Source organism: Nocardia asteroides, from assembly GCF_900637185.1.
GTDB lineage: Bacteria > Actinomycetota > Actinomycetes > Mycobacteriales > Mycobacteriaceae > Nocardia > Nocardia asteroides.
Genome location: NZ_LR134352.1, coordinates 1843064 through 1869686, shown reverse-complemented (window position 1 = coordinate 1869686; position 26623 = coordinate 1843064). Strand labels below are relative to the sequence as shown.

Below are 26623 nucleotides of genomic sequence, written 5' to 3'. Positions count from 1 at the left end.
GTCCCTCACAGCCGCCGCGCCACCGCCGCGCACGCCGCGTCGAGTACCGGAACGAACCGGTCGGCCGCGAACGCGCAGGCCGCATGGCCAGCGGCGACGGGATGAATGCTCGCCTCCGGGATCGCGGCCGCCAATTCGATCTGGCGGTGCACCGGGATGGCCTTGTCCTTCGTGGTGACGACCACCGCGGTGGGCATCCGCAGCCGCGGCAGCCACGCGGTCGCGTCGAACTTCCCGAGTGCCACCAGCACCTGCGTCAGCGCCCAGCCGCTGGTACTGCGGAACTCGCTCATCGCCCACTTGCGCAGCTGCCCGGGAACCAGCGCCGCGGGCAGTTCCGGCCTGCGATCGGCCCAGCGGCCCGCCCGCTCGTACGGGTAGGTGCCCAGCGTGCCCGTCAGCGCCGCGAACCCGCGATGGAACGCGCGTTCGCGCCATTTCTCCTGGAACTTGTACGGCGTCGCGCACAGCACGAGGCCGGCCACCCGGTCCGGATGCCGATGGGCCGCGAGCAGCGCGACCACCCCGCCCAGCGAATAGCCGACGCAGACGAAGCGGTCCAGGTCCAGCGCGTCGGCCACCGCCACCACGTCGTCGGCGCAGTCGTCGAGCCGGAAGCGTGACGAGCGGATCCCCCGCCCGTGCCAGCGCTGATCGAACAGCACCACCCGGTAGTGCTCGGCGAGCGTGGCCAGCGCCGGGAACCAGTTGAGCATCGCCGTGGTGGCGGTGCCGTGCAGCAGGATCAGCGTCGGCGCGTCCGGCGGGCCGGGAATGTCGACGACATAGGTGCGGCCCCGCCCCGGCAGCTCCAGCAGCCTGCCCTCGGGCAGCTCGTCGATCGCGGGGACCACGAACGGACCGGTCCGCACGGATCGCGGCGTTCCCATCACGGACCTCCATCGGCACCTCGCGAGCCCATTTCTAGAACTCGTTCTAGTCCGATGATGCCACACGGCCCAGGACGCGAAACGGCCCGGCGGGTTACCCACGTTCTCGTGCGAACAGGGGCGACCGACCGGGCCGGACGAACTCTCCGCCATTCCGCCGGCCGGCGACGCGGGTCGCGCGTCGCCCTGGCCCGGCCGGAATCACGGAGCGGGAACTGCTACCTCAGGGCACGGGACAGGTTGACGTCCAGCGCGCCGAGGAACTCCTCGGTGCTCAGGTAGCCCTGGTCGCCGCCGACGAGCAGCGCCAGGTCCTTGGTCATCTGACCGCCTTCGACGGTCTTGATGACGACATCCTCGAGCGCCTGCGCGAAGCCGATCACCTCGGGGGTGTTGTCCAGCTTGCCGCGGTGCTCGAGACCACGGGTCCAGGCGAAGATCGACGCGATCGGGTTGGTCGAGGTCGGCTTGCCCTGCTGGTGCTGGCGGTAGTGCCGGGTGACGGTGCCGTGCGCGGCCTCGGCCTCACAGGTCTTGCCGTCCGGGGTGAGCAGCACCGAGGTCATCAGGCCCAGCGAGCCGAAGCCCTGCGCCACGGTGTCGGACTGCACGTCGCCGTCGTAGTTCTTGCACGCCCAGACGTAGCCGCCCTCCCACTTCATGGAGGAGGCGACCATGTCGTCGATCAGGCGGTGCTCGTAGGTCAGGCCCGCCGCGTCGAACTCGGCCTTGAACTCGGCGTCGAAGACTTCCTGGAAGGTGTCCTTGAACATGCCGTCGTAGGCCTTGAGGATGGTGTTCTTCGTGGAGAGGTACACCGGGTAGTTCTGCTGCAGGCCGTAGTTGAACGAGGCCCGCGCGAAGTCCTCGATGGACTTCTTGAAGTTGTACATGCCCATGACGACGCCGCCGTCTTCCGGCATCTTCACGACCTCGTGCACGATCGGCTCGCTGCCGTCCTCCGGCGTGAAGGTCAGCGTGACGGTGCCCGCCTCGTAGACCTTGAAGTCGGTGGCGCGGTACTGGTCGCCGAACGCGTGACGGCCGATGATGATCGGCTTGGTCCAGCCGGGCACCAGGCGGGGCACGTTGGAGATGATGATCGGCGCGCGGAAGATGGTGCCACCCAGGATGTTCCGGATGGTGCCGTTGGGCGAGCGCCACATCTTCTTGAGCCCGAACTCCTTCACCCGCGCTTCGTCCGGGGTGATGGTGGCGCACTTGACGCCGACGCCGTGCTTCTTGATGGCATTGGCCGCGTCGACGGTGACCTGGTCGTCTGTCTTGTCGCGGTACTCGATGCCGAGGTCGTAGTACTCGAGGTTCACGTCGAGATACGGGTGGATCAGCTTGTCCTTGATGAACTGCCAGATGATCCGGGTCATCTCGTCGCCGTCGAGTTCTACGACGGTACCTTCAACCTTGATCTTGGACATGGATCTTCGTGTCCTCCTAGGATGGTGCCCTCATTGCACGGCCAGGCGAACACGCTTGTGAGCGGACCCCAGCTGTTCCAACAGACAACGTATATGCCCCGCGTTGTCTGCGGGACGTGTGGTGCAAACAAGACGAGCGTACTGCTGCCCCCTACCTCACCGCGATGGGAGGGCCCGCTGTGCGGGACTTCACCCACCAGCGGACGGCAAACGGGTCGCAAGTGACGGGGCGCACTGTCGGGTCATGACCGACATACGCTCGACTCCCAACCTACTAGGGATGCGCCTCGCCCATCGCGCAATGCTGGCCGATACCGCCAGGTTGGGCGTGGTCGCCGGCGAGCTCGCCGCCGCCGGGGCAGCGTGCCCGCCCCGCCGGGCCCGTGCGCTCACCGAGTACCTGGGCCTGCTGTGCGACTCCATCCACCATCACCACCGCGTCGAGGACGAGGTGCTCTGGCCCACGCTGACCGCCGCGGCGGGCGACGCGGTCGAGCTCAGGGAGCTCACCGACGACCACGCCCAGCTCGACCCGGCGCTGGCCGAGATCCGGACCCTCTGCGCCGACCTGGTCGCCCGGCGCCCGGGGGCCGCCGCCACTCTGGCCGAGCGGTTGACCCGGCTGCACACCGTGCTCGACGAGCACATCGCCGACGAGGAGCGGACGGTCTTCCCGATCGTGACCGAGTACCTGACCATCGAGCAGTGGGAGACGGTCGAGGCGGCGGCCCGAGGCGGCGCGGTGCTGAGTTTCGAGCTGCCACGCATGCTCGCGGTCGGCACCCAGACCGAACTCGCCGAGCTCATGGCCGAGGGCGGACTGCCGTTGCGGGTGATGCGGACGGTGTTCGGTTTCGGATACCGCCGTCGGGAGCGGGTGCTGGCGGGGCGGTGAGCCGGTGGTCGGCGGCCGGGCTAAGCGGTCGGCGACGGCCCGCCGGTAGCGGTCGGCGACGGGCCGCCCATGGCAGTTGGTGACGGGCCGCCGATGGCGTCGAGCGCGGCCAGTTCGGTCGCGATGGCGGCGAGGACGTCCTCGGCCGCGGCGCGGTGCGCGGTCGCGGCGGCGTGGTCGCCCAGCCGGTCGGCCAGTTCGGCGAGGACGGTGTCGACCGGGCCGAAGGCGACCGACCCGGAGTCCATCCCCGCGATCGTGCCCGCTCTCGGCAGCAGGTCCCGATAGAGCCGCCGGGCCGCCTCGTCCGTGCCGATCCGGGCGACCACCCTGGCCTCGAACGCCGACATCGCGCACCAGTAGTAGTCGCGCGGGACCGGGGTGCCCGCGCCGAGCAGCGCGGCGGCCCGCTCGGTGTCTCCGGCGTCGAGCAGGGCCAGCATGTACGCGGGCCTGAGCGCGTGCGGTGCGGCCGCGTTCAGCGCGGCGTAACCGTCGAGGCCGGGCGCGAGGTCGCCGAGCGCCCACCCGGTCATCATCTCGGCCAGCAGGACCAGTTCGGCGCCGTTGGCGTGACCCGCCGCGACCATCTTCGCGCTGAGGTCGGCATCGATGGCCCGCGCGGTCGCGAAGTCACCGCGCAGGACGGCGAGCACCGCCAGATGCGCGGTGGAGACGACCAGCAGCGGGCCGAGCTGGCCGCCCTCGGCGCAGTCGAGCGCCTTGGCGATCTCGGCCCGCGCGGCGACGAGCCGGCCCGCACCCGAGGCAACCAGGAAGCGCAGGAAATGCGCGACGGCCTGGTACTCCGGCAGGCCCGCCGCGGTCGACACGCGCAGCAGTTCGTCGGCCAGCTCGCCGCGCTCCGGCCACAGGTCGGGACCGAGCGCGACGAACGCTCTGGCATTGAGTGCGGCGCACAGCAATTCGGGGTCACCTAGCTCGCGCGCCGCACGCAAGGCCTCGGCGGAGCAGGCGAAGGCGTGCGGATTGTCGAAGCCGACGACCTCGAAGGCGGTGGCGACGAGCAGCCGGATCCGCGGGTCCGGCGCTGTCGTGCGCGTCGACGCGGCGGCCAGCTCGGCCCACAGGCCGGGGTCGGGAAGGCCGCGTTCGCGGCTGGTCCAGATCGTCGGGGCGCGCCAGCAGGTGAGGACCTCGACGACAGGATCGGTGGTGATGGTCTGGGCATCGTCACCGCGCGCGGTGGCGGCGCGCTGGTCGGTGCCTGGCATGAGGGTGCGGGCTGTCGCCAGGGCTTCGGCGCGCAGGATGCGGGCCTGTTCGTCGTTGCCGCCGTAGGCGAGGGCATTGACCAGCGCGCAGGTCGTCGACAGGGCAGCCAGGCGGTCCGCACGCGGCGCCGTGGCGTCGAGGTGTCCCGCGCGCGTGTGCAATTCGAGGGCCGAGCGCCACAGCGGCTCGGCGTCCTGGTGAGCGCGGCGGGCGGTGCGCCTGCGGGCGGCGGCGAGGACGTAGCGCAGCGCGCGGGTGGCGTTCGCGGCGCCCGCGCCGGCGATGGCGTGGTGGGCCATGGCGTCGAGGTCGACCGTGGCGGTGTCGGATTCGAGGTCGGCCTGGCTGACGCCGGTGCGGCGTTCGAGCAGTTCCAGGGCCGACCAGTGCAGGCGGGCGCGGCGCAGCGCGGGGATGTCGCCGTAGACGGCGTCGCGGATCAGGGCGTGGGCGAAGGTGACGCGGTCGGTGCCCGCGATGCGGACGAGTCCGGCGACGGTGACCGTGTCGACCAAGTCGATCAGGGTGTCCTCCGGCTCAGCGGTCAGCTCGAGCAGGGTGTCGAAGTCGATGTCGTCGCCCCAGACGGCGGCCAGGCGCAGGGCGCGGGCTGCGCCGGCGGGCAGCCGGGCGATCCGCCGGCTGAGCACGTCGCGGACGCCGTCCGGCACGGCGTGTAGATCGCCCACCGCCGCGGCGAGTTTGGCGACCTCGCGGACGAACAGAGGATTACCGCCGGTCCGCGCGCGCAGCCGTTCGGCGGTGTCGTCGTCGACGGTCCGCAGGCCGGCCGCGGCCGCGACGGCACGCACCGCGGCGGTATCGAGGCCGCCCAGTTCCAGGCGACGACCCGTCACCGCCGCCAGCGCCGCCGCCGAGGCGCGCACGCCCGCGTCGGCCTCGGACCCGCGCGCGGTGACCAGGACCAGGACCGGGCGACTCGCCAGCCACGCCACCAGCTGCCGCAGGATCTGCAAGGTCGCGCTGTCGGCGCGGTGCACGTCCTCGAGGATCACCAGCACCGGGCCGTCGGCGAGCCGCCGCTCACACGCCAGCGCCACAGCCCGCGCGATCCCGAACGGACCCGCGTCCCGCTCCCCCGGCGGCACCTCCGCGCCGAGCCCGTCGAGCAGATGCATCCAGGCCCACGCCGCGGGCGCGCCGTCGACCTCCGGGCACGCGGCCCCGACGACGGTCCACCCGTCCCCGGCCAGCGCCCGGGCCAGCGCGTCGCCCTGGGTCGTCTTTCCCGCGCCCGCTTCCCCCTCCAGCCACACGACCCTGGCCTGCCCGCGCGCCACCACCTCGGCCGCCTCGGCGAGCAACGCCCGCCGTTCGGCGTCGTAGCCGACCGCCCCCGTGCTGAACCGCGTCCGTGCGCCGGGACGATCCGAACCGCCACCGGCCGGCGCCGGATCCGCCCGCTCGCCCCCAGCCGCGTCCGCACTCGCGCCACCGGCGCCCGCAACGCCTGCGCCCGCCGGCGTCTTCGGTGCCGCCTCCCCCAGACCCCACGTCGGCCGTCCTCCACGGGCATCAGTGATCGGCCCGGCCGACGCCGAGATATCGGCCGACGGCATCGCACCCACGCCGGCGGTCGGCCGTGGATCAGCGTCGGCACCTCGCGCGGATTCCGCCGAACCGGCCGACGAGCTACCCCCGCCACCGGCAGGCCGCGCGGCTTCCGCACCTCGCGCGGATTCTGCCGAACCGGCCGCCGAACTACCCCCGCCACCGGCAGGCCGCGCGGCTTCCGCACCTCGCGCGGATTCTGCCGAACCGGCCGCCGAACTACCCCCGCCACCGGCAGGCCGCGCGGCTTCCGCACCTCGCGCGGATTCCGCCGAACCGGCCGCCGAACTACCCCCGCCACCGGCAGGGCGCGCGGCTTCCGCACCTCGCGCGGATTCCGCCGAACCGGCCGCCGAGCTACGCCCGCCACCGGCAGGCCACGCGGCTTCCGTCGGACGGTCGTCGGCGCGCCGACCGGGATCTTCCGTTCCGTCGGCCGACCGGGAGACGGTGGCGAACCGATGCGCTTGCGGGGCAAGGTCACTCGATCGTGCGGTAGCGGTTCCGGATCCGGGGACGTCGGCATCGCGCGTCGGGGGCCGAGGGTGAACGGGCTGTGCGAGTTCGGCGGACGGATTCGCCGGGGCGGGGCCGCCCGGTCGGGACGGGCCGGGCAGGGGCTGATGGTCCAGTTCCGGGGCGTGGGTCAGGATCGCGGTTTCCAGCGTGGCGAGGGCAGGTCCTGGCAGGACGCCGAATTCGGTGTCGAGATAGGTGCGGACCCGGCGCAGGGTGGCGAGCGCGTCGAGTTGGCGGCCGAGGCGATAGAGGGTGAGCGCCAGCAGGCGGGCGGCGTTCTCGCGGTCGGGATGATCGGTGACGTGCGGCTGCAGCAGCGCCATGGCCTCGTCGGGGTGGCCGAGAACCAGCGCTGCCTCGGCCCGGCGTTCGACGGCGACGCGGCGGAGTTCGTGCAGGCGGGCGGCTTCCGGGGTGACCCAGTGCGCGGTCGCGAACGGCGCGTACGGCTCGCCGTGCCAGCACGACAGCGCGTCGCCCAGCACGCCGTAGCGCTCGGCCGGATCGGTGCGATCCGCGTCGGCGAGCAGGCGTTCGAAATGCCAGGCGTCGACGGCGGATCGGTCGAGGCGCAGGGCGTACCCCGGCGCCTCGGAGATCAGCACGGTGGCGGGGGCGCGGGGCGGGCGATCGGGTTCGAGGGCGCGGCGCAGGTAGGAGATGTGGGCCTGGAGGGCGCCGAGGGCCTTCGGCGGCGGGTCGCCCGCCCACAGGTCGTCGATCAGGCGATCGGTCGACACCACCTCGCCGCCCGCGAGGACCAGGCGGGCCAGCAGCGCGCGCTGACGCGGTCCACCCAGATCGGCGGGCCGCTCACCCACCTCGACCCGCAACGGGCCGAGTACCTCGATGCGTACGGCGGGCGTGCCGCCGTACGGTCCTTCGTGTTCGATGCGGTCAATTTACCTGGCGATACGCACCCCCGCGATGCCGATCGCCACACCCTGGGCGACGGTTCCCGGGATGATCCACCACCCCTCGGCGCCCGGCAGCACCCCGGGCGCCATCGCCGCGACCGTCATCGACAGCGTCCCGAGGATGATCAGCACGCCCGACCAGCGGCCGAACACCGCGGCGGGCCGGATCAGCGCGTACACCGCGAGCAGCACGAACCCGAGCAGCAATGCCAGCGACAGCGGAGCGAGCACGGCGGCCGAGGCGTCGGAGATCTCGGCGGCGGCGTGGTGGTCGAGATGGGTGCTCACGAACACCTCGTGATAGGCCCCGATCGGGATCACCACCGCCAGCCCGGCGAACAGCAACCCGTGCGCGAGGGTGAGCATCCTGCCCGCCCCCGCGTCGCCCGGCCTGCGGATCGCCCGGACCAGCGCGGGTAGCCCGACGGCCATCAGCACCGCGCCGACGGCGAAGGTGAGATGCGCGGCCGCCCAGGTCGGCGCCTGCTCGGCGGACTCGACGTGTTCCAGCGGATGCATCAGGTTGCCCGCCGCCCACAGGGCCGCGCCCACGGCGAGGACCACCGCGCGGCCCCGGTCCCGACTCCCCGGCGGGACGGGGCTCGACGCCCGGTCGACAGGATGCGGCGCGGCCGCGGTGTTGTTCGCCTCGTCGGCGGTCTCGATAGTCATGAACAGAGCGTGACCGCGGCCGATTGGCGCCCACTTGCGAACGATTTGCGATCGCCCGGGCCCCGCCTGCCGAAACCGGCATGCGGGGCCCGGTGATCGAACTCAGACCGCGATCGGCACCCGGGTGGCGTGTTCGTCGCCTTCGATCAAGTTCTCCGGCTTGTCCCTGATCATCACCGCGATCACCACGGCGGCGACCAGGAAGAACCCGGCGCCGACATAGAACGCGACGTCGTAGCTGTGGATCGAGGCCCGCTCGAGCAGGTGGTCGACGGCCGGGTTCTCGGCCGCGTAGTCCTTGGCCGCCTGCACCGACAGCGTCGTCAGCAGCGCGGTGCCGACCGCCCCGCCGACCTGCTGGGCGGCGTTGAGCAGGGCGCTCGCCACGCCGGAATCCTCGGCGTCGACCTGGTGCAATGCCACCGCCTGCATGCCGACGAACAGCGGCCCCATGCCGAGCGCGATGAGCAGCTGCGCGGGCAGCACGCTCAGCGCGTATCCGTCGCCGTAGCCGAGCTGAGCAAGCCACAGCAGGCCGACGGTGCCGAGCAGCGCGCCGACGACCATGAGCGGGCGCGGCCCGAGCTTGGGCATCAGCGCGCTGGTGACACCGGCCGAGACCGCGATGCCCACCGGGAACGGCAGGAACGCGATGCCCGCCTTCAGTGGCGAATAGCCCAGCGTGTTCTGGTAGTAGAAGCTCAGGAACAGGAACATCGCGAACATGGCGATCGGGATCAGCAGCGCGGCCAGCAAGGCGCCGCCCCGGTTGATCTCGCCCGGAATGCGCAGCGGCAGGAGCGGATTCGCCGTGCGCGCCTCGATGACGACGAACGCGATCAGCAGCGCGAAACCCACGCCCAGCAGGCCCAGCGTGCTGCCCGCGAGCCAGCCGTCCTCGGCGGCCCGGCTGAATCCGTACACGATCGACACCAGACCCAGCGTCACGGTGACGGCCCCCGGCAGGTCGTACCCGCCGACCCGCGGGACCGGCACGTCGCGCACGATCACCGCCAGCGCGCCGAGCAGCGCGACGATCGCCACCGGAGTGTTCATCAGCAGCGTCCAGCGCCACGACACGTACTCGGTGAGCGCGCCGCCCACGATCAATCCGAACGCGACACCGCCCGCCGAGATGCCGGCGAAGACCGCGAACGCGCGGGCCCGCTCCTTCACGTCGGTGAACGTCACCGACAGCAGCGACAGCGCCGAGGGTGCCAGCAGCGCGGCGAACGCGCCCTGCAGACCGCGGCCGAGGAACAGCTGCAACCCGTCCTGGGCCAGTCCGGCCAGTGCCGACGCGGCGGCGAAGCCGACCAGGCCGATCAAGAAGATCCGCCTGCGCCCGAGGTAGTCGGCCATCCGGCCGCCGAGCAGCAGCAGACCGCCGAAGATCAGCGTGTAGGCGGTGAGCGCCCACTGTTTGTCACCCTCGCTGATGCCGAGGTCTTTCTGGGCGAACGGCAGCGCGATCGTCACGACGGTGGCGTCGAGGATCACCATCAGCTGCGCGGAGGCGAGCACGGCCAGCGCCCACCATCGTCTCGAATCCTGTTGTTTCTCAGTTGTTTTCGCGTCTGTCTCGGTGCCGGTCACCGCGGACTCCTAGTCACTCGAAGGCTCGGCACAATCCTGGCACCGTGAGACAATTGGCGTCAAGAGCAAAATGTCTGACTGCGCCATTTGACGTAAGTGGACAGACTGGACGGTAAGCTGGACAGATGCTGGACTCGACCCCTCCGATCAGCGCGGACCGGACGACCGACCCGGCCGCGCCTCCCGCCCGCCAGACCCCTGGCCTGCGGGAACGCAAGAAGCAGCAGACCAGGGCCGCGATCGTCGACATCGGGCTGAGCCTGTGCGACACCCAGGGATTCGACGCGACGACGGTCGAGCAGATCGCCGCCGGCGCCGACGTCTCCCCCCGCACGGTCAACCGGTACTTCCCGATGAAGGAGGACATCGTCCTCGCGCCCATCGACGACTTCGGTATCTCCGTGGCGAGCGCGCTGGCCCGGCAGCCGCGCACCGGCAACGAACTGCGGGCGCTGTGCGGCGCCTATCTGCACGTGGTCGACGCCGAGGCCGACGCGGACGGCGTGCGCTTCCTGCGCCAGTTCCTGCAGATGCAGCGGATCATGCGAACCAGCCAGGCCGTGAACGCCCGCGCGCTCGAGTACGCGGAGAAGAAGAACGTCGCGGTGTGCGCCGAGCTGGCCGAGCGGATGGGGACCGGCGCGGAGGACTTCTCGGTGCGGCTGGTGGCGGGCACCTGGCAGATGCTGTGCCATCTGTCGCTGGTCGGCGTCGAGGACGCGCTGCTGAGCTCGACACCGCAGGCCGCCGCGCAGGTCACCAGGACCGCCATCCTGCGGGCGTATCACGAGCTCCGCCGCATCTGCGGTGCGCCGCCGGACACCGACACGCCGACGCCCGGCACACCGACGGGACAGTGATCCAGGCGACGAAACCGGGGGAAGTTTCCGCGCGGACACGACGGCCGGTTAACATGACGGCAAGGTCATGAGTACCAGCGCCAAGCCCCGGCTCGCTGGTCGGCAACCCTCCAGCTGCGGTGGGGTGCTCCGGGTGATGACCGGGCTCTCGAAGGTCGAGGGCAAGCGCGCACCGCAGGAGGCCCCCATGTGTTGTTGTCCGTCGATCCAACCCATCTGACGCGATTCCCCGGCGAACAACCCTGGAGCACAAACATGTCCGACTCTGCCCTGCCCGAGAACTGGTCGTTCGAGACCAAGCAGATCCACGCGGGCCAGGCTCCCGACGCGACCACCAACGCGCGGGCACTGCCGATCTACCAGACCACCTCCTACACCTTCCGCGACACCGATCACGCCGCCGCGCTGTTCGGTCTGGCAGAGCCGGGCAACATCTACACCCGGATCATGAACCCCACCCAGGACGCGGTCGAGCAGCGCGTCGCCGCGCTCGAGGGTGGCGTCGCGGCGCTGCTGCTGGCCTCCGGCCAGGCCGCCGAGACCTACGCGATCCTGAACCTGGCGAGCGCCGGTGACCACATCGTGTCCAGCCCGCACCTCTACGGCGGCACGTACAACCTGTTCCACTACTCGCTGCCCAAGCTCGGCATCGAGGTGTCCTTCGTCGAGGATCCCGACGACCTGGCGCAGTGGCAGGCCGCGATCCGGCCCAACACCAAGGCCTTCTACGGCGAGACCATCGCCAACCCGAGCAGCGCGGTGTTCGACATCCCCGGCATCGCCGAGGTGGCGCACAACGCGGGCATCCCGCTGATCGTCGACAACACCGTCGCGACCCCGTACCTGATCCAGCCGCTGGCCCACGGCGCCGACATCGTCGTGCACTCGGCGACGAAGTACCTCGGCGGCCACGGCGCGGCGGTCGCGGGTGTGATCGTCGACGGTGGCACCTTCGACTGGACCGTGCGCGACGCCGACGGCAACGCCCGCTTCCCCGGTTTCACCGAGCCCGACCCGAGCTACCACGGCGCGGTCTTCGCCGACCTCGGCGCGCCCGCGTTCGCGCTCAAGGCCCGCGTGCAGCTGCTGCGCGACCTGGGCGCGGCGGTCTCGCCGTTCAACGCCTTCCTCATCGCGCAGGGCATCGAGACGCTGAGCCTGCGGGTCGAGCGGCACGTGGCCAACGCCGAGGCGGTGGCGAAGTTCGTGGCCGAGCAGCCGGGCGTCGACGCGGTGCACTACGCCGGGCTGGAGACCTCGCCGTGGCACGCGCGGATCAAGCAGCTGGCGCCCAAGGGCGCGGGCGCGATCGTCTCGTTCGAACTGGCGGGCGGTGTCGATGCGGGCAAGAAGTTCGTGGACGCTCTCAGCCTCCACAGCCATGTCGCTAACATCGGTGATGTGCGTTCTCTCGTGATTCACCCGGCGTCCACCACGCACTCGCAGTTGACGCCCGAGGAGCAGCTGGCCTCCGGCGTCACCCCGGGGCTGGTCCGGCTCGCCGTCGGCATCGAGGGAATCGACGACATCCTGGCGGATCTGCGCGCCGGATTCGCGGCGGCGAACACGTGACTGTGAGCACCGAATCGCCGATCACCCGTCCCGCGACCGGAGTGGCCCTGCTGCCACCGCCGGACGGGCGACTCGGCGTGGTCGCCATCGGGGATGTGGCGCTGGAGAACGGCGCCGTCGTCCCCGATGTGCGGCTGGCGGTGCAGCGCTGGGGCGAGCTCTCGCCCACCCTCGACAACGTGGTGCTGGTCGAGCACGCGCTCACCGGTGACTCCCATGTCATCGCGAGCGCGGACAACGCCCAGCCCGGCTGGTGGGAGGGCATGGTCGGGCCCGGCGCGCCGATCGACACCGACGAATGGTGTGTCGTCGCGACCAATGTGCTCGGCGGCTGTAAGGGCAGCACCGGGCCGTCCACGCCCGCGCCCGACGGCGCGCCGTGGGGTTCGCGCTTTCCCGACCTGACCATCCGCGACCAGGTGAACGCCGAGGCGCAGCTGCTCGACCTGATCGGGGTCGAGCGGCTGGCCGCCGTCGTCGGCGGGTCGATGGGTGGCATGCGGGTGCTGGAGTGGATCGTCGGGCAGCCGCAGCGGGTGTCCGCCGCGCTGGTGCTCGCCGTCGGCGCGCGCGCCACCGCCGACCAGATCGGCACCCAGACCACCCAGATGGCCGTCATCACGGCCGACCCCGACTGGCAGGGCGGCGACTATCACGGCACCGGCCGCGCGCCGATGACCGGCATGGGCCTGGCCCGCCGGATCGCGCACCTGACCTACCGCACCGAGGGCGAGCTGGACCACCGCTTCACCAATCAGCCCCAGGGCGACGAGGATCCGTGGACCGGCGGCCGCTACGCGGTGCAGAGCTACCTCGAGCACCAGGCCGAGAAGCTGGTGCAGCGCTTCGACCCGGCCACCTATGTGCTGCTCAGCGAGACCATGAACCGGCACGACATCGGCCGCGGCCGCGGCGGCATCGCGGCGGCCCTGGCCTCCACGCCGGTGCCCGTGGTGGTGGGCGGTGTCGACTCCGACCGGCTCTACCCCCTGCACACCCAGGCCGAGCTGGCCGAGCATCTGCCCGGCTGCGCCGGACTCGAGATCGTGCACTCCCGCGACGGCCACGACGGCTTCCTCACCGAGGCCGCCGCGGTGTCCAAGCTGCTCACCGAGACCATGCGGCTGGCCCGCGAGAACCGCTGAACCTCAGTCTCCGCCGGTACCCGCCAGCAGCGTGACGATCGAGCGCACGTAGTCCTGTAGCCGTTCGCGCGGATATTCCGCGGGCTCGCTGACGGCCAGCCTGCCGAGCATCTCGGCGACGGTGAGGGTGGAGTTCGCCAGCAGTCCCGCGTCCATCGACGCCCAGCGCGGTGACATCGCGATCCCGACGCGGACCAGCGATTCGGCGCGGGCGAGGATATCGGCCCTGGCCGCGCGCAGGGCCGCGCGGTATTCGTCGGGCGCGCTCGACGGCGTCGCCAGGATCAGCCGCCAGCGGGTGGGGTTCGCCAGCGCCACTCCGACGAACGCCTCGACCGTGGCCGAGGCCGCCGCGATCGGGTCGGTGTCGAGCAGGTCCGCGGGCAGGGTTTCCGCGATCTGGTCGAGCCCGCGTTCGCGTTCCCGTTCCAGCAGCGCCTCGACGAGTTCGGCGCGGGTCTTGAACACCGTGTACAGCACCGGTTTTCCGACGCCGGCCTCCTGGGCGACGGCCTCCATGCTCAGCTCGTGCAGTTCCATCCGGCCGAGCACGGTGAACGCGGCGTCGAGCAGCTGGGCGCGCCGCTCCCGCGGCGGCAGGCGCGGGGCGTAGCGGCGCCGCGGCCGTTGCTCCTGCGTCGCGGTCACGCCCGCACCTCCTGTCGTCACCTGGACGATACCCCGCCGGTGGATTCCCGGCATCAATCCTACGCAACCGTTGTATTCGATTCGCGTAATTGCTACGGTGGCGTTGTATTCACCTTCGAGGTTCGCCTCGGCACTGCAAAGGAGCACGTGCATGGCTTTCGACCCGTCCACCCTGCGCCGCGACGACTACGGCTTCTTCGGGCCGGACTCGCCCAGCTGGAAGGTGTGGGGCTCGCCCACCGCGCTGATCGGCTTCCAGCGCGCGGTCACCCTCGAACACTTCGATCCGTTCCTGACCGCCGCCGTCGCGGACTCCCAGGGGATCTACGACAACCCGGCCACCCGCCTCGACCACACGCTGTCCTACTTCGTGCTGGTCGCCCTCGGTGACGGCCGCACCGCCATCCAGGCCGCCGAGCACCTGATGAAGGTGCACGCGCCGATGACCGGCATCGAACCGATCAGCGGCAAGCGCTACAGCGCCAACAATCCCGACTCCCAGCTGTGGATCCACCTCACCGGCTGGCATTCGGTCCTCAAGGCCTACGAGATGTACGGGCCGGGGCCGCTGAGCGCCGCCGAGGAGGACCGCTACTGGGCCGAGTGCGCGATCGCGGCGGAGCTGCAGACCTGCAAACCGTCGGACATCCCGCGCGACCGCGCCGGGGTGCACGCCTATTTCGACCGGGTCCGGCCGACCCTGTGCGTCTCCGAGCGCGCGATCGAGGGCATGCACTACCTGCTGTGGACCCCGCCGAGCAAGGGCTGGCATTTCGCGGTCGGCAGCAGGCTGCTGTCCCTGGCCACCATCCCCACGCTGCCGCTGTGGATGCGCGAGCTGGGCCGCTTCGCGGTGCCGCGCGTCGTCGACCCGCTCGTCCGGATTCCCGCGCGGCTCGTCTCGTGGACCGCCGCCCGCCGCGACAACACCCTCCTGATCGCCGCGGCCCGCTACATCGCCCCGATGACCGGCGCCATCTTCGCCGCGCACGCCGACCCGACCCCACCGGCCGACCCGTCGACGATCACCCCCGCTCGCGCCCGCGAGCTGTACGGCAGCCAGGGCAGCCGCAGCCTGTGGGAGCACCGCGACCGCATCGCCGAATCAGCCTGACCCACACCGATCGCCGCGCACGACCCCGTGCGCGGCGTCAGGACGACTGCGCGGCCCGCGCCCGCTCGATGCGATTGATGTTGACCTCCACCCATTCCCGCAGCGCCGTGATCGGCTCGCGCAGGCTGTGCCCGAGATCGGTGAGGGCGTAGTCGACCCGCGGCGGAACCGTGGGATAGACCGTGCGCGTGACGAATCCGTCGCGCTCGAGCCCGCGCAGGGTCTGGGTGAGCATCTTCTGGGAGATGCCGTCGATGCGCCGGCGCAGGTCGGTGTAGCGCAGGGTGCCGTCGGCCAGCGCGTCCACGATCAGCACCGTCCACTTGCCCGCGATGTGGTCGAGGACCTCGCGGGTGGGGCATCTGGCCGAGTAGACGTCGGCGGGTAGTCCGGTGGCTTCGTGAATCGTGCGCACCCGGCCGAGTCTAACGCACAAAAAGGTGCCTACTTCCCGAAAGAGAGCGACTCTCCGATAGTAGGAATCATGACAACGCAGACACTCTCGGTCACCGAAGCCATCCGCACGCGCCGCACCGTGCGTCACTACCGGCCCGAACCCATCGCGCCCGAACTCCTCGCCGAACTGCTCGATCTGACGGTCCAGGCGCCCAGCGCGTGGAACATGCAGGACCGGTCGATCGTGGTGGTCACCAGCATGGAAGGGCGTAAAGCGCTGTCGGAGGCGGCCTTCGGGCAGCCGCAGCCGCTGGAGGCGCCCGCGGTTCTGGTGTTCGTGGCCGATCCGGCGGCCTGGACCGCGGCCAATACCGACATCGCCGAGCAGGCGGTGAACAGCGGGGCGTGGAACGAGCAGTTCCTGGCGCAGTTCGACGCCCGCGCCGAGTACCACTCGCTGCGGGAACGCGGGCTGCTACGGGAGAACGCGGTGAAGAACGCGATGATCGCGGCCACCTACGTGATGCTCGCCGCCACGGGACTCGGCCTGGCCTCGGCGCCGATGAACGGCTGGGACGCGCAGCGCGTGAAGCAGGCGATCGGCATCGACGCGGACACCGACCTGGCGATCGCGGTCATGGTCACCGTCGGCCACGCCGCGGACACCCCGCCGCACCCCGGCCGCAGGCCGCGAGAGCTGACCGTCTTCGCCGAGCGCTACCCGGCGCTCAGCTGACCCCGAGGGTGTTGATGGTGGCGGCGAGGAAGACGATGGCGCTGCCGAGGGCGGTCAGGGTGGCCACGTCGAACGGCCGGCTGCGGACCGCGAGCAGGCCCACCTGCACCGTCGGAAGGCACAGCCGGAACGCGGCGGCGACCAGCGCCGCGCTGCCGAAGATGATCGCGCCACGCCGCCACCGATCCCAGGCCACGAACACGACAGCGACCAGGATCAGGGCGCTCACCACGGTCATCGGCAGGTGACTGCGCAGGTACTGCTCCCCCGCGCTCAACCGCACCACCCGGTGCTTGCCGGTCGTCTCCGCCTTGTTCACGGCCCCGATTGTTCCAGACGCGGCCCCGGCGCGGGCGGGCCGCGCCCGATCGGGGCCGGACCGGGGTGACATGACAGAGTGGTCGGCTGTGCTGCATCTGATCTTTCACGAGCCGGTGATTCCGCCCAACACCGGCAACGCGATCCGGTTGGCCGCGGGGACGGGGTGCGCGCTGCATCTGATCGAGCCGCTCGGCTTCGACCTGTCGGAGTCGAAGCTGCGGCGGGCGGGGCTGGACTATCACGACCTCGCGGTGGTCACCGTGCATCCCGATCTGGCGACGGCGCTGACGGCGATCGACCCGGGCCGGGTCTTCGCGTTCACCACCCAGGCGAGCACCCGGTTCACCGACATCGCCTACCGCGACAACGACGCCCTGCTGTTCGGCACCGAACCCACCGGCCTGCCCGAGCACGTGCTGGCCGACCCCGCGATCACCGACCAGGTCCGCATCCCGATGCTGCCCGGCCGCCGCTCGATGAACCTGTCCAACGCCGCCGCCGTCGCGGTCTACGAGGCCTGGCGCCAACTCGGCTTCCCCGGCGCGGTCTAGATAGCGGCGCTATTTCAGCGCTAAAATAGCGCTATGGCTACCATCCAGATCCGGGACATCCCCGACGAGGACGCCGAGGTGTTCCGCCGACGCGCCGAAGCCGAGGGCATGTCGTTGCAGGCGTACATGCGACGGGAGTTGATCGCCGCCGCTCGTCGACGGTCGAAGACAGAGGCGTTGGCGGCTGTTCGCGAAGCACTGGAACGTGATTCGAGCGCAGGCGCCGACCGCGAGTCGATCCTGAGCGCGTTGGACGACGCCCGTGGCGAGTGACGAGTACGTACTCGACGGGTCGGCCGCCTCGACAGCGCTGCTGCGCAAGGACGCCGTCGGCATCGCCGTCGGGCGGTTGATCGAGACCAGCACCTGCCACGCGCCGCATCTCATCGATGCGGAGGTCGGCAATGTGCTGCGTCGCCATGAGCGCAAGGGCCTGGTCGACCCCGAGACCGCGACGATCGGCCTGCGGATGCTGGCGACGATGGTCGATCGGCGATATGCCCACCAGGGCTGGCTCAGCGAGCAGGCGTGGCTGCTCCGCCACACGATCACGTTCTACGACGGCCTTTATGCCGCGCTCGCGGCGCGACTCGATGTGCCGCTGCTCACCAGCGACGCGCGACTGAGTAAGGCACCGGGATTGCCGTGCCGGGTCGAAGTGATCGACTGAGTCAATCGTCGATGTCGAAGCGCTTGAAGCGGGAGGTGGCGCCTGCGGTCAGGCGCACCGCAGACTTGGCGACGCCGAAGTGGTCGGCGAGCAGTGCGATGGCGGCCTTGTTGGCTTTGCCCTCGACGGCGGGGGCGCGGACGTAGAGGGTGAGCGTGCCGTCCTCGGCGGTCTCGACCAGCGGGCCCTTACGGCTGTTGGGTTTGATCGTCGCCCGGACCGTCGGCATCGGCGGGTTCCTCCTTCGCGGGACGCGCGGTCGACGAGCCGGTCGCGGCCGCAACGGTTTTCGGCGAGGTCCGGCGACCGCGCAGCGCGGTCCGCAGCACCAACCAGATCACCCCGCCGAGCACGGCGGCGAAGCCCAGCCACGGCAGCGCCTTGCCGGTGAACACGATCGCGTCCTGCAGCCAGTCGATCAGCGAGTTCCAGCCGGCGACGATGCCGTCCCAGAAATTGTCCGGGTCGCCCGGGGCGTGCTTGTCGGCGGCGGTCAGGGTGATGGTGAGGGTGGACAGCGCCACCTGGTCGTCGAGCGAGCGCTTCTGCGCGGTGAGGCTGTCGAGTTCGCCCTGCCTGCTCGACAGCGCTTCCTCGGCGGCGATCAGGTCGGCGGTGTTGGTGGCGCCCGCGATGAGCGCGCGCAAGCGGTCGACCGAGGCCTGCAGGGCGCGGATGCGGGCGTCGAGGTCCTCCCACTGCATGGTGACGTCGTCGCGGTTGGTGCTGACCTCGGTGACGGTGCCGATCCCGCCGAGCCCGGTGATGAAGGCGTCGGTCTTGTCCGCGGGCACCCGCACGGTGAGCACCGCGCGCGGCGTGCGGTCCTCGGAGCCGGGTTGTTCGGTGCGGCTGTCGATCCGGCCGTTCATGGCCCGCACCTGCTCGGCGACGCTCGCCGCGCCCCCGATCGGATCGTCGGAGGTGATGTCCACCGAGCCGGTGATCACCTCTTTCCGATTCGCCGAATCCGCGGGCGCCGGACCCTCTTTCGACGGCGCCCCCTCCCGGAACCCGGGTGCGATCGCCGGGGCCGGCCCCGACATCATCGGCGTGGACGCACGGTCGGCCGCGCTCTCCCCGTCGTCCCCACACCCGGCCACGAACACCAGCCCGAGCACCCCGATCATCACCACGGCAAGCTTGCGCATGCTCGCAGCGTAATCCGCCGACCCGCCCCACGGGGCCACCTGCGCGCCATGACCCCGGGTCAGCGGGTGCGGGCGTACTGTTCGGCGGCGCTCAGGCGGGAATGAGGGGCAGGGTGGGTGGCGAGGAGGGTCGGGGGTTCGGTGGGGCCGGGGGCTTCGGCGCGGTGGTGGAGGACGCGCAGGACGACGCGGAAGTCGTCGAGGTAGCCGAGGTCGACGACGACACGGTCGGCGAGGTATTCGCCGTGCTGCCACAGCTGGGGGCGCAGCAGTAACTGGGCGGCGGCCAGGGTGGTGGCCAGCGCCGCGGGCCAGGGGCCGAGCAGGAGGGCGAGCGCGGCGAAGCCGAGGCAGGCGGCGGTGCCGTAGGCCAGGACGGCCGGACCCGCGAGCAGGGCGGTCGCGACCACCAGGCCGAGGTAGGAGTAGCGCAGCGCCGCGAGCACCCGGTCGGCGAACGCGGACAGCCGGGGCACGGCCCACCCCATGAGCAGGTCGGCCGGGGCGAACACCAGGCGGACCAGGCATTCGAACGGCCGCGCGTACCAGCGGACCAGCGAGCGCCAGGTCGCGGTGCCCTGCAACCGGTGCCCGAGTTCGTGCGCGAGCAGCGCTTCGAGCTGGCGGCGGGTGAACACCTCGACCGCGTGCCGGGTGACGGTGACGTGCCCACCGGTGTGCACCGCGCCGTTGACGGTCGCGGATTCGATCACCCACACCGAGACGCCGTCGGCGGGCAGTCCGGCGCTCGCGAGCACGGAAGCCCATGCCGCCGTGACCCGTTCGTTCTCGTCGGGCAGATGACCGGCCGACCACTGCGCCATCGCACCCAGCGCGATCCGCCGCCAGGCCAGCAGCGCCGGACCCGAGCCCGCCCACAGCACGAGGACCACCACCGCGAACCAATTCGCGAGCAGCGCGGCGACTTCCGCCAGCAGGACCGCGCTCAGCACGATCGACGGTAGTGAGGCCACCAGTTCCGCCAGCGCCCATCGCGCACCGCGCCGGTAGGTCACGGCGAGCCGGTTCGGCTCGGAGTTCGTCATGGTGGCCCCCACGATCCAGGTCCCACTTCCTTGATACCGCAGCGGTTCCCGGAAGTCCGGCAACGATTTCGCGGCGGTCAGCGGAAGTCGCGGGAGCGGGCGACGATGGTGAGGTCGAGGTGTTCGAGGTGGTCGGCGAGCACGCTGGCCGCGCCCTCGGCGTTCTGGACGCGCCCCCGGATCAGCAGGGCGGTCGCGCTCTGCGCCAGGCGGCGGTAGCGCGTCCAGAGCCCGACCGAGCAGACGACATTGACCATGCCGGTCTCGTCCTCCAGGTTCAGGAAGGTGACGCCCGCCGCGGTGGCGGGACGCTGCCGGTGGGTGACGGCGCCGGCGACCAGGATCCGGGTGCCGTCCTCGACCAGCAGCAGGTCGGCGGCCGGGACCACGCCGAGCGAATCCAGGTGCGCGCGCAGGAATTCGGTGGGGTAGCTGCCGGGTGAGATACCGCTGGCCCACACATCGGCGGCGGCGAGTTCGAGCGCGCTCATCCCGGGCAGCGACGGAGCGAGCGTCGCCGGACCGGTGCCGGGCAGCAGATGCGGACGCTCGCCCGCCGCGGCACCAGCCGCCCACAGCGCGGCCCGGCGCACACTGCTGCCACGGCCGACGTCGGGCACCCCCGCCCTCGCCCCGGCGGCACGGCGAACATCGCTCCCGCGACCGGCCTCACCCGCCGCGTCGGCATGGCCCGAGCCGGGGCCGGTATCGACCAGCGCGTCCAGCGCACCCGCCGTGGCCAGCGATTCCGCTTGCGCGACAGTCAGTTCCACGCGACCGGTCAGGTCGAGCATCGAGGTGTACGCCCCCGCGGCGGCCCGCTCGGCGACGATCCGGTCGGCGAGATCGTCGCCGATGTGGCGGACACCGGCCAGCCCGAGCCGGATCTCGGTACCCACGTTCTCCAGGGTCGCCTCGGCCAGGCTCGCGTTGATGTCGGGGCCGTGGACGCGCACACCGTGCCTGCGCGCGTCGGCGACCAGCGACTGCGGCGAGTAGAAGCCCATCGGCTGGGCGCGCAGCAGTCCGGCGCAGAACGCGGCCGGATGGTGCAGCTTGAACCAGGCCGAATAGAACACGATCGAGGCGAAGCTCTGCGAATGACTCTCCGGGAAACCGAAATTGGCGAAGGCGTAGAGCTTCTCGTAGATGCGGTCGGCGACCTCGCCGGTGATGCCGTGCAGGTCACGCATGCCCTGGTAGAGGCGATCCTTGAGCCGTTCCATCTTCTCCGGTGAGCGTTTGGAGCCCATCGCGCGGCGCAGCTGGTCGGCCTCGGCGGGGGTGAATCCGGCGACGTCAACGGCCATCTGCATCAGCTGTTCCTGGAACAGCGGCACCCCGAGGGTGCGTTCGAGCGAACTCTCCAGTGCCGGATGGTCGTAGGTGACCGGCTCCAGCTTGTTGCGCCTGCGGATGAACGGGTGCACCGATCCGCCCTGGATGGGCCCGGGCCGGATCAGCGCCACCTCCACCACCAGGTCGTAGAAGTTGCGTGGCTTCAGCCGGGGCAGGGTGGCCATCTGCGCGCGCGATTCCACCTGGAACACCCCGATCGAATCGGCCCGCGAGAGCATCTCGTAGACACCGGGTTCGGCGAGGTCGAGGGCGTGCAACCGGACCGTCTCGCCCTTGTGCTCGCGCACCAGATCGATCATGTAGTGCAGCGCCGAGAGCATGCCGAGGCCGAGCAGGTCGAACTTCACCAGGCCGACCGCGGCGCAGTCGTCCTTGTCCCATTGCAGGACACTGCGCCCGGCCATGCGCGCCCATTCCACCGGGCACACGTCGGCGATCGGCCGGTCGCAGATCACCATGCCGCCGGAGTGGATGCCCAGGTGCCGGGGCAGGCCGTCGAGTTCGCCCGCGAGCTCGAGCACCGGGGCCGGGATGTCGGTGCCGGTCTCGGCCGCCACCCCCGACCAGCGGCTCACCTGCTTGCTCCAGGCGTCCTGCTGACCCGGCGAGAAGCCCAGCGCCCGGGCGGCGTCGCGCACCGAGGACTTGCCGCGATAGGTGATCACGTTCGCCACCTGCGCGGCGTAGTCGCGGCCGTACTTGGCGTAGACGTGCTGGATGGCCTCCTCGCGCCGGTCCGACTCGATGTCGACGTCGATGTCGGGCGGGCCGTCGCGTTCCGGTGAGAGGAACCGTTCGAACAGCAGCTTGTTGCCCACCGGGTCGACATTGGTGATGCCGATGGCGTAGCAGACCGCGGAGTTGGCCGCCGAACCCCGGCCCTGGCACAGGATGTCGTTGTCCTGGCAGAACCGGACGATGTCGTGCACCACCAGGAAGTAGCCGGGGAAGGTCATCTTCTCGATCACCGCGAGCTCGTGCTCGATCTGCCGGTACGCCCGCGGGTTGCGCTCGCGCGGACCGTAGCGCTCGGCCGCGCCGCGATAGGCGAGTTCGCGCAGCCACGAGTTCTCGTCGTGGCCGCGCGGCACCTCGAACGGCGGCAGCTTCGGGGCGATCAAACGCAGGTCGAAGGCGCATTCCCGGGCCAGCTCGACCGCGTTGGACACCGCGTGCGGGCTGTCGGCGAACAGCCGCGACATCTCCGCGCCGGAGCGCAGGTGCGCGCCACCGGTCGGCGCGAGCCAGCCGGCCAGCTCGTCGAGACTGCTCCTGGCGCGGATCGCGGCCAGCGCCATCGCCCGGCGGCGCTGGGCGGGTCCGGCGAAATGCGCGCCGGTGGTGGCCACCACCGGCAGGCCGAGCCGGTCGGCGAGCGCGCGCAGATACCCGTTGCGTTCGTCGTCGGTGGCGATGCCGTGGTGGGTGAGTTCCACGCTCACCCGGTCGGCGCCGAAGCGCTCGATCAGATCACGCAGCGCCGCTTCGGCTTTCGGCAGCCGGGTGGCTCCCTCGCGCAGGTCGTGTTCCAGCGCGGAGCGCAGATGTCCCTTCCGGCAGCCGGTGAGAATGTGCCAGTGCCCGCCCGCCGACGCGGTGAGCGTGTCGAGGTCGTAGCGCAGTACGCCCTTCTCCCCCGCCGCCATGTGCGCGGCGGCCATCTCCCTGGAGAGCCGCCGATAGCCTTCCTGACCGCGCGCCAGCACCAGCAGGTGCGGGCCGTCCGGATCGGGAGAGCCGGTGCGCGGCACCGAATCCGGGGCACCGGCATGACCGACGGCGTCGCTGTCGGCCGCGATCCCGCGATGTCGTGGCGCAGGCCACCGCGGGGAACAGAACGGCGCCGGACCGCAACCCCTCGGCCCGGCGCCGCCTCCGCATCGGTTCCCAGTGACAGTTCGGCACCGAAAACCGTTGGCATTCCCCATTCCCTGGCCGCCTCGGCGAACCGGACGGTCCCGTAGAACCCGTTGTGATCGGTGAGCGCGAGCGCCTCCAGCCCCAGGCGTACCGCCTCCTCCACCAGTTCCTCCGGCTGACTGGCACCGTCGAGGAAGCTGTAGGCCGAGTGCGCGTGCAGCTCGGCAAAGGGCACCGTCGGCCCGATCGGCGACGCGCTCGAATCCGCTTCGTAGGCACCGCGTTTGCGCGACCACGCCGGGCTGTCGCCGCCGTCGCCCGGATGCATCTCCTCGGCGGGACGGCGGCTCGGCTTGCCCGAGAGCACCCGCTCCAGTTCCGACCAGGTCGGCGGACCGTTGCTCCAGCCCACGGGCCCACTCCTCTCACGACCCCCGCATCACGTCCACCTCCCGCTCGACCACGTTTGCCCGACCCCTCAACTCACGGGCAACCGCTCCACCGACCGCGATTCCAGCGCGGACTCCACATGCCCCATACCGGAGCGGATCACCGCGCCGTAGGCGTCGTTGGCGAGCACGTCCAGGTGCCCGCGCGCGATGGCGAGCTGCATCCGCGCCATGTCGAAATCGCCGACGCGGCGGTGACTGTCGGCCAGATTCAGATACAGCGAGGGCAGGAATCCGCGCAGCCCCTCGTCGAGCGGGACACCCGGCCCGAACACCGCGGCCAGCGCCCGCTGATCCCAGAGCAGCGCGCCCTCCGCGAGCTCCTGCACATCCGCCAGGTGATGCGCGATCACGCAGCGATGCAACGGGTCGCCGCCTTCCCCTATCTCGTCCCAGAGCCTGGTCAGCGCCGTGCGCGCCGCCTCCGGGTCGCCACCGCCGAGCCGCACCGCGGCATAGATATCCGCCATCCGATCGTCCGCCATGGGTCCCAGTATCGCACATACGTTCGAACATTGGCGAGAGGTGTTCGAACATATTTTCGAGTTTTTCCCGGGGTCTGGTCCCGAAACTTACTTTGGAGTAAGTTCGAGGGAACGAGCTGCAAAGGAGCAGTGATGGCACAGGTTTCTCCCGGTGAACAGGGTCGTCGCGGTCGGCGGCGGCGCGAGCTGACCGGCAGTCATGTCGTGATCACGGGCGCGTCGTCCGGGATCGGCCGCGCCGCCGCGCTGGCGGTCGCCGACAAGGGCGCGGTCGTCTTCCTCCTCGCCCGCCGCGGCGACGAACTGGCGGGCGTGGTCGCCGAGATCGTCGACGCGGGCGGCCGGGCGCACGGATATCAGTGCGACGTGACCGACGCCGAATCCGTCGACGCGACGGTGAAGGCGATCCTCGATCAACACGGCCACGTCGACATGCTGGTGAACAACGCGGGCCGCTCCATCCGGCGCGCCATCCACCGGTCCACCGACCGCATGCACGACTTCGAACGCACCATGGCGGTCAACTACTTCGGCGCGCTGCGGATGACGCTGGCGCTGCTGCCGCAGATGCGCGAGCGCGGCTTCGGCCACATCGTCAACATCTCCAGCGCCGGCGTACAGGTCGCCACCCCGCGCTTTTCCGCCTATCTCGCCAGCAAGGCGGCGCTGGACAAGTTCACCGAGGTCGCCGCCGTCGAAACCCTCGCCGACGGCGTCACTTTCACCACCATCCACATGCCGCTGGTGCGCACCCCGATGATCGCCCCGAGCGGCGACCAGGGCCCGTCGGAGTCACCGGAGTGGGCCGCGGCCACCATCGTGCGCGCGCTCACCGAGCGCCCCAAGCGCATCGACGTCCCGCTCGGCACCTTCGCCGAATACGGCGCCCTGCTCACCCCCAAACTCCGCGACCGCATCCTGCACCGCTACTACCGCGCCCTCCCCGACTCCCCCGCCGCCAAGGGCGAAGCGGTCGAGGTGGCCGAAACCGCGGAAGTCCTGGTCCCCCAACCGGATCCGAAGCCGAAGTCCGCGGCCCGCAAGGCCACCGGCAGCGCCCTGCGCCGCGCCGCCCGCTGGGTCCCCGGCACCCACTGGTGAGCCGGACGAACCGCGGCATTACGACTGACAGGTGGTAGTGCCTGGGGGATAATGGATTCGGCCGTTTCGTGCGTCGACCCGACCACCGCGTGGGATCGGGTGCCTGGAGGTAGCCGAGGTATGCAGCGCTATCGGATCTTCATCAGCTACCGCAGGGACGACACCCGGCATTTCGTCAGCAGGCTACGCGCGACCTTCGACAAGGATCTCCCGGACGACCTGGCGTTCTTCGATCGCGACTCGATCGACGGCGGCGCCGGCTTCCAGCAGGCGATCGACCAGGCGATCGCCGAGTCGGCTGTGGTCGTCGTCGTCATCGCCACGGAGTGGCTCAACCCGCACAACCGGAACCGACTGCACGCCCCTTACGACCCGGTGCGCACCGAGATCGAGACCGCGCTGCGCCTCGGCAAGACCGTCCTGCCGCTGCTGGTGGACGACACCGCGATGCCACGGCCACAGGAATTGCCACCGAGCATTCGCGGGCTGCACGAAAAGCACGCGGCCCGAATACGATCCGAGGTCTACGACGATGATGCCGACCGGCTGGTGCGCGTCATCGACGGACTCATCACCCAATCGGTACCCGATCGCCGGGTCAGCAGCGGCGTCACCTTCCCCGACACCGGTGAGAGCGCGAGCACCTATCTGAATCTGATGATCGCCGGCATCGCCATCCCGCTGTTCGTCTGGTTCGCGTTCCGGGTCCACGGTGAACTACGCGAACTGCTTTCGGTATTGTTCGGCGGATCGGTGATCGCCGGGCATTTCTATTTCCGCAGCAGCAACGATCGGCTGGTCATCGACGTCGGCGGCATCGAAGTTCGCAAAGTCGGTATTGTTCATCGCTTTCCCTGGAGCGAAATCGACCGTATCGGCACCCATGCCACGAAAAAGAACGTGTTCCTGGTAGCCCGGCGGGCGGGCGAACAACTCCGCGAGGAGTACGCGCGGGCCGACAGCTGGCCGCGCTGGGACAATTCGTCCGGGTATTTGATCATGTGCGATCTCAAGGTCGAAGCGAGGCGCGGTGGGGGAAAAGACGGCGGCTCTTTCACTTTCACCACGGATAGATATTCCGGCGGTACCGATTCCCAGGTACTGGACGCGGCCAAGCGCTATCGACCGATCGGTGGATTCGGTGGCTTGCGTCCGCCACCGGCCATGTTCCCTGGACGGGACGCGCGGCAACATCCCTGGATCGGGGTGGTCGCGGCGGTCGTGCTGGCGATCGTGGTGACACTCATCGCCCTGTCGGTCGCTCGTTCAACGGATTCGCCGTCGTCCAACCGGAACTTCGGTTTTCCGGCTGTCCACATTTCCGGCGCGGCCTCGGCGATCACCGGCTAGTCTCGAAATCCGAGCATCGTTGTGCCGCAATACCGATGCTCGGTACACACCGTTGGTCGCCTGGAAAGACCGTGGA

General features: G+C 70.7%; 23 protein-coding genes, 1 pseudogene and 1 riboswitch. Of the genes and pseudogenes, 11 read left to right on the top strand and 13 right to left on the bottom strand.

The genetic code is table 11. The annotated features are described in order from the left end of the window. Positions 1-5 precede the first annotated feature (5 nt). Positions 6-890: an alpha/beta fold hydrolase gene (locus tag EL493_RS08695; RefSeq protein WP_019045219.1), complete on the bottom strand. Its 885-nt coding sequence runs from the start codon at positions 888-890 to the stop codon at positions 6-8. 218 nt (positions 891-1108) lie between these two features. Next, positions 1109-2326: an NADP-dependent isocitrate dehydrogenase gene (locus tag EL493_RS08690; RefSeq protein WP_019045218.1), complete on the bottom strand. Its 1218-nt coding sequence runs from the start codon at positions 2324-2326 to the stop codon at positions 1109-1111. 244 nt (positions 2327-2570) lie between these two features. Between EL493_RS08690 and EL493_RS08685 the strand changes: the two genes are divergently transcribed. Then, positions 2571-3221: a hemerythrin domain-containing protein gene (locus EL493_RS08685; protein ID WP_030200382.1), complete on the top strand. Its 651-nt coding sequence runs from the start codon at positions 2571-2573 to the stop codon at positions 3219-3221. Between the two features lie 20 nt (positions 3222-3241). Here the strand turns inward: EL493_RS08685 and EL493_RS08680 are convergent, their stop codons facing one another. The 3 genes from EL493_RS08680 to EL493_RS08670 all read right to left on the bottom strand — a co-directional run bounded on the left by EL493_RS08680 (position 3242) and on the right by EL493_RS08670 (position 9733). Then, positions 3242-7381: an AfsR/SARP family transcriptional regulator gene (locus EL493_RS08680; RefSeq protein WP_074965504.1), complete on the bottom strand. Its 4140-nt coding sequence runs from the start codon at positions 7379-7381 to the stop codon at positions 3242-3244. A 69-nt stretch (positions 7382-7450) separates the two neighbouring features. Further along, a complete protein-coding gene (locus tag EL493_RS08675; RefSeq protein ID WP_019045214.1) occupies positions 7451-8137 on the bottom strand; it encodes a hypothetical protein in 687 nt (228 codons plus the stop codon). Between the two features lie 102 nt (positions 8138-8239). After that, positions 8240-9733 carry an MFS transporter gene (locus EL493_RS08670; RefSeq protein WP_022567280.1) on the bottom strand — a complete coding sequence of 498 codons (1494 nt, stop codon included), beginning with the start codon at positions 9731-9733 and terminating at the stop codon, positions 8240-8242. Between the two features lie 125 nt (positions 9734-9858). Here EL493_RS08670 and EL493_RS32685 point away from each other — a divergent pair, with 125 nt between their 5' ends. The 3 genes from EL493_RS32685 to metX all read left to right on the top strand — a co-directional run bounded on the left by EL493_RS32685 (position 9859) and on the right by metX (position 13310). Next, on the top strand, positions 9859-10593 hold the full coding sequence (locus tag EL493_RS32685; protein ID WP_019045212.1) for a TetR family transcriptional regulator: 735 nt from the start codon (positions 9859-9861) through the stop codon (positions 10591-10593). 63 nt (positions 10594-10656) lie between these two features. Beyond that, positions 10657-10767: riboswitch (SAM riboswitch) on the top strand. An 81-nt stretch (positions 10768-10848) separates the two neighbouring features. Then, complete coding sequence (locus EL493_RS08660) at positions 10849-12165, top strand: bifunctional o-acetylhomoserine/o-acetylserine sulfhydrylase (protein WP_019045211.1); 1317 nt, start codon at positions 10849-10851, stop codon at positions 12163-12165. After that, positions 12162-13310, top strand: a complete 1149-nt coding sequence (gene metX / locus EL493_RS08655) for a homoserine O-acetyltransferase MetX (protein ID WP_019045210.1) — start codon at positions 12162-12164, stop codon at positions 13308-13310. The genes EL493_RS08660 and metX overlap by 4 nt, the downstream gene beginning before the upstream one ends. Before the next feature lie 3 nt (positions 13311-13313). Here the strand turns inward: metX and EL493_RS08650 are convergent, their stop codons facing one another. Beyond that, complete coding sequence (locus EL493_RS08650) at positions 13314-13958, bottom strand: TetR/AcrR family transcriptional regulator (protein WP_019045209.1); 645 nt, start codon at positions 13956-13958, stop codon at positions 13314-13316. A gap of 151 nt (positions 13959-14109) precedes the next feature. Between EL493_RS08650 and EL493_RS08645 the strand changes: the two genes are divergently transcribed. Further along, positions 14110-15072: an oxygenase MpaB family protein gene (locus EL493_RS08645; protein ID WP_019045208.1), complete on the top strand. Its 963-nt coding sequence runs from the start codon at positions 14110-14112 to the stop codon at positions 15070-15072. Positions 15073-15109: 37 nt separating this feature from the next. Here EL493_RS08645 and EL493_RS08640 read toward each other — a convergent pair whose 3' ends face one another. Next, positions 15110-15487: a winged helix-turn-helix transcriptional regulator gene (locus tag EL493_RS08640; protein ID WP_019045207.1), complete on the bottom strand. Its 378-nt coding sequence runs from the start codon at positions 15485-15487 to the stop codon at positions 15110-15112. 69 nt (positions 15488-15556) lie between these two features. Between EL493_RS08640 and EL493_RS08635 the strand changes: the two genes are divergently transcribed. Further along, complete coding sequence (locus EL493_RS08635; protein WP_019045206.1) at positions 15557-16204, top strand: nitroreductase family protein; 648 nt, start codon at positions 15557-15559, stop codon at positions 16202-16204. Here the strand turns inward: EL493_RS08635 and EL493_RS32955 are convergent. Continuing rightward, positions 16197-16523 (bottom strand): DUF3017 domain-containing protein, encoded by a 327-nt coding sequence (locus tag EL493_RS32955; protein ID WP_019045205.1) that lies wholly within the window; start codon positions 16521-16523, stop codon positions 16197-16199. The genes EL493_RS08635 and EL493_RS32955 overlap by 8 nt on opposite strands. A 70-nt stretch (positions 16524-16593) precedes the next feature. Between EL493_RS32955 and EL493_RS08625 the strand changes: the two genes are divergently transcribed. From EL493_RS08625 to EL493_RS08615, 3 genes are read left to right on the top strand one after another with little or no spacing between them, the layout of a single operon-like run. After that, a complete protein-coding gene (locus EL493_RS08625; protein WP_022567284.1) occupies positions 16594-17076 on the top strand; it encodes a tRNA (cytidine(34)-2'-O)-methyltransferase in 483 nt (160 codons plus the stop codon). 33 nt (positions 17077-17109) lie between these two features. Next, entirely contained in the window at positions 17110-17349 is a 240-nt protein-coding gene (locus EL493_RS08620; RefSeq protein ID WP_019045203.1) for a FitA-like ribbon-helix-helix domain-containing protein, read from the top strand. Then, positions 17339-17746: a type II toxin-antitoxin system VapC family toxin gene (locus tag EL493_RS08615; protein WP_019045202.1), complete on the top strand. Its 408-nt coding sequence runs from the start codon at positions 17339-17341 to the stop codon at positions 17744-17746. The genes EL493_RS08620 and EL493_RS08615 overlap by 11 nt, the downstream gene beginning before the upstream one ends. 1 nt (position 17747) lies before the next feature. On the opposite strand, the gene EL493_RS08610 is transcribed toward EL493_RS08615, so the two are convergent. The 5 genes and pseudogenes from EL493_RS08610 to EL493_RS08590 all read right to left on the bottom strand — a co-directional run bounded on the left by EL493_RS08610 (position 17748) and on the right by EL493_RS08590 (position 24096). Next, positions 17748-17975: a DUF167 domain-containing protein gene (locus tag EL493_RS08610; protein ID WP_019045201.1), complete on the bottom strand. Its 228-nt coding sequence runs from the start codon at positions 17973-17975 to the stop codon at positions 17748-17750. Next, positions 17935-18897, bottom strand: coding sequence for a DUF4349 domain-containing protein (locus tag EL493_RS08605; RefSeq protein WP_022567285.1), 963 nt, complete (start codon positions 18895-18897; stop codon positions 17935-17937). The genes EL493_RS08610 and EL493_RS08605 overlap by 41 nt, the downstream gene beginning before the upstream one ends. Positions 18898-18956: 59 nt before the next feature. Further along, on the bottom strand, positions 18957-19943 hold the full coding sequence (locus EL493_RS08600; RefSeq protein ID WP_019045199.1) for a M48 family metalloprotease: 987 nt from the start codon (positions 19941-19943) through the stop codon (positions 18957-18959). A 77-nt stretch (positions 19944-20020) separates the two neighbouring features. Then, positions 20021-23397: pseudogene (locus EL493_RS08595) on the bottom strand (error-prone DNA polymerase); the annotation flags it as partial. Between the two features lie 243 nt (positions 23398-23640). Beyond that, complete coding sequence (locus EL493_RS08590) at positions 23641-24096, bottom strand: hypothetical protein (RefSeq protein ID WP_019045197.1); 456 nt, start codon at positions 24094-24096, stop codon at positions 23641-23643. Positions 24097-24228: 132 nt separating this feature from the next. Here EL493_RS08590 and EL493_RS08585 point away from each other — a divergent pair, with 132 nt between their 5' ends. Together EL493_RS08585 and EL493_RS08580 are read left to right on the top strand one after the other, a co-directional pair. Then, positions 24229-25197: an SDR family NAD(P)-dependent oxidoreductase gene (locus EL493_RS08585; protein ID WP_022567287.1), complete on the top strand. Its 969-nt coding sequence runs from the start codon at positions 24229-24231 to the stop codon at positions 25195-25197. 51 nt (positions 25198-25248) lie between these two features. Next, positions 25249-26547, top strand: a complete 1299-nt coding sequence (locus EL493_RS08580) for a toll/interleukin-1 receptor domain-containing protein (protein WP_081723257.1) — start codon at positions 25249-25251, stop codon at positions 26545-26547. Positions 26548-26623 lie beyond the last annotated feature (76 nt).

Coding starts and splice junctions, on each gene's coding strand:
- EL493_RS08695 (WP_019045219.1), bottom strand. CDS start 890: ATGGGAACGCCGCGATCCGTGCGGACCGGTCCGTTCGTGGTCCCCGCG.
- EL493_RS08690 (WP_019045218.1), bottom strand. CDS start 2,326: ATGTCCAAGATCAAGGTTGAAGGTACCGTCGTAGAACTCGACGGCGAC.
- EL493_RS08685 (WP_030200382.1), top strand. CDS start 2,571: ATGACCGACATACGCTCGACTCCCAACCTACTAGGGATGCGCCTCGCC.
- EL493_RS08675 (WP_019045214.1), bottom strand. CDS start 8,137: ATGACTATCGAGACCGCCGACGAGGCGAACAACACCGCGGCCGCGCCG.
- EL493_RS32685 (WP_019045212.1), top strand. CDS start 9,859: ATGCTGGACTCGACCCCTCCGATCAGCGCGGACCGGACGACCGACCCG.
- EL493_RS08660 (WP_019045211.1), top strand. CDS start 10,849: ATGTCCGACTCTGCCCTGCCCGAGAACTGGTCGTTCGAGACCAAGCAG.
- EL493_RS08645 (WP_019045208.1), top strand. CDS start 14,110: ATGGCTTTCGACCCGTCCACCCTGCGCCGCGACGACTACGGCTTCTTC.
- EL493_RS08635 (WP_019045206.1), top strand. CDS start 15,557: ATGACAACGCAGACACTCTCGGTCACCGAAGCCATCCGCACGCGCCGC.
- EL493_RS08625 (WP_022567284.1), top strand. CDS start 16,594: ATGACAGAGTGGTCGGCTGTGCTGCATCTGATCTTTCACGAGCCGGTG.
- EL493_RS08620 (WP_019045203.1), top strand. CDS start 17,110: ATGGCTACCATCCAGATCCGGGACATCCCCGACGAGGACGCCGAGGTG.
- EL493_RS08610 (WP_019045201.1), bottom strand. CDS start 17,975: ATGCCGACGGTCCGGGCGACGATCAAACCCAACAGCCGTAAGGGCCCG.
- EL493_RS08605 (WP_022567285.1), bottom strand. CDS start 18,897: ATGCGCAAGCTTGCCGTGGTGATGATCGGGGTGCTCGGGCTGGTGTTC.
- EL493_RS08600 (WP_019045199.1), bottom strand. CDS start 19,943: ATGACGAACTCCGAGCCGAACCGGCTCGCCGTGACCTACCGGCGCGGT.
- EL493_RS08590 (WP_019045197.1), bottom strand. CDS start 24,096: ATGGCGGACGATCGGATGGCGGATATCTATGCCGCGGTGCGGCTCGGC.
- EL493_RS08585 (WP_022567287.1), top strand. CDS start 24,229: ATGGCACAGGTTTCTCCCGGTGAACAGGGTCGTCGCGGTCGGCGGCGG.
- EL493_RS08580 (WP_081723257.1), top strand. CDS start 25,249: ATGGATTCGGCCGTTTCGTGCGTCGACCCGACCACCGCGTGGGATCGG.